This window comes from Lactiplantibacillus sp. 30.2.29, assembly GCF_018991255.1.
In the GTDB taxonomy this organism is placed as follows: domain Bacteria; phylum Bacillota; class Bacilli; order Lactobacillales; family Lactobacillaceae; genus Lactiplantibacillus; species Lactiplantibacillus pentosus.
This window is the reverse complement of sequence record NZ_JAGYGU010000086.1, coordinates 1-1,495: the sequence shown is the minus strand read 5'-3', so window position 1 is coordinate 1,495 and position 1,495 is coordinate 1. Positions and strand designations below refer to the sequence as shown.

The 1,495-nt window shown below is 38.9% G+C and carries 3 protein-coding genes and 1 pseudogene; all 4 read right to left on the bottom strand.

Annotated elements, in window-relative coordinates; genetic code table 11:
- Positions 1-117: pseudogene (locus KGF65_RS16590) on the bottom strand (IS5/IS1182 family transposase); the annotation flags it as partial.
- Between the two features lie 46 nt (positions 118-163).
- Positions 164-436, bottom strand: a complete 273-nt coding sequence (locus KGF65_RS17470) for a DDE-type integrase/transposase/recombinase (RefSeq protein ID WP_313850673.1) — start codon at positions 434-436, stop codon at positions 164-166.
- A 129-nt stretch (positions 437-565) separates the two neighbouring features.
- Positions 566-868, bottom strand: a complete 303-nt coding sequence (locus KGF65_RS16580; RefSeq protein WP_216749058.1) for an IS3 family transposase — start codon at positions 866-868, stop codon at positions 566-568.
- Positions 865-1,401 carry a helix-turn-helix domain-containing protein gene (locus tag KGF65_RS16575; RefSeq protein ID WP_087613047.1) on the bottom strand — a complete coding sequence of 179 codons (537 nt, stop codon included), beginning with the start codon at positions 1,399-1,401 and terminating at the stop codon, positions 865-867. The genes KGF65_RS16580 and KGF65_RS16575 overlap by 4 nt, the downstream gene beginning before the upstream one ends.
- Positions 1,402-1,495 lie beyond the last annotated feature (94 nt).

Genomic DNA, 1,495 nt, shown 5'->3' with positions numbered 1-1,495 from the left:
ACAGAAGACCTCGTAGAGGTCATATTTTCGGGGCCTAGTTTGTTTTCGAAAACTTTCTAGCTCTGGTCGAATCTGTTCAAATTGTTTGCGGGTAATATTGCTTGGATAGTTTTTCATGGCTAAAACTCACTTTTTAATAAAACTATATCAGATTTTTTAGATATTAGACAGGTTCTAAGCAAGTCGCCTTACGGGACATACTCTGAAAGGTATGATGAGTTTTAAGCGTTTTTTGCCACTGCTTATGTTGGTACTGAAATCCTTGATCTGTGTGTACCGTTGTTCGATAAGGAAGCTCAGGTAGTCCATCTAATGCTTCTTTTAGTGGCTTCAACGCAAACTCAAGAGTTGGATGTGCACTAATGTTAAATGCCAAAATTTCACCCGAAAATAAATCCATGATGGGCTCTAAATAGATTCGTTCACTTTGACTCATCTGACCGTATCGAAATTCACTAACGTCGGCGACAAGTTTTTGATATGGTCGATCTGTCTTGAATCGCCGGTGTAACTTGTTTTTGGCGATTCTACCAACAACTCCTTTGTATGAGTTATATTTACGAGTTTACTTATTAAAGGCCTGACATGTCCAGCCTTGTTCCTTCATAATTCGGAGGACGCGTTTGTGATTAACTTTAAATCCCTGTTCATGCATAACTAACGTTATGCGACGGTAACCGTATTTTTGAGTATACTTGGCATCTGTTTGGCGAATTTCATCAATGGCTTGGATAACCTGGTCATCATCATATTTTCGTCCCTGGCTGTGCTTAGTGTAATAGTACGTGCTACGTGGTATCTTAACGGCTTTGAGGATAAAACTAATCGACGTTTTGAAGACTCGCCTCAGATCATCAATTAAGGTCACGGTTTCGCGTGAGCTGATTTTTCGTGATCTAAGGCATCGAGTTTTTTTAGGAATTCATTCTCGATTCTTAACATCTTATTTTCTTGCTTGAGTTGCTTTAACTCATCTTTATCGTGGCGTGCTTGAATTTGTGCTGTTGTGGGTTTGGTTACTTTTTTATACTTATGCTTAGCCATAGTCTTTGAATCTCCTCTCACTCTATTTAGGCCACTGAGTCCCTTTAAATCAAACTTTCTTTGCCATTGCCAGATAGTACTTGGTGAAGAGAGATTGAAGTGTAGTGCTGTTTCTGAAAGCGAAGCTTGGTGCTGTTGTTTCCAGTTTAATACTTCTATCTTGAACTCACTAGAGTATTCCAAGTTCATAGGTCTCGGTTTTAATCCTGCAATGCCAAAACGATTAAAGCGATGAACCCATAGGAGAATCGTTTCATTGTTGGCAATATGGTATTTTCTGGCCAATTGAATGGAACTAATACCCGTTAAATATTGTGTCACAATAGAAATTCGTAACTCTAAATTAAATTTAGTCATAATAAAACCCCCGAGATTGTTGTCCAATCTCGGGGGTTCACTTCAACCTCGTGATGAGATGAGTGGCTTTTTGGTTGTGCCAATTTTGTAGGAT

Coding starts and splice junctions, on each gene's coding strand:
- KGF65_RS17470 (WP_313850673.1), bottom strand. CDS start 436: ATGAGTCAAAGTGAACGAATCTATTTAGAGCCCATCATGGATTTATTT.
- KGF65_RS16575 (WP_087613047.1), bottom strand. CDS start 1,401: ATGACTAAATTTAATTTAGAGTTACGAATTTCTATTGTGACACAATAT.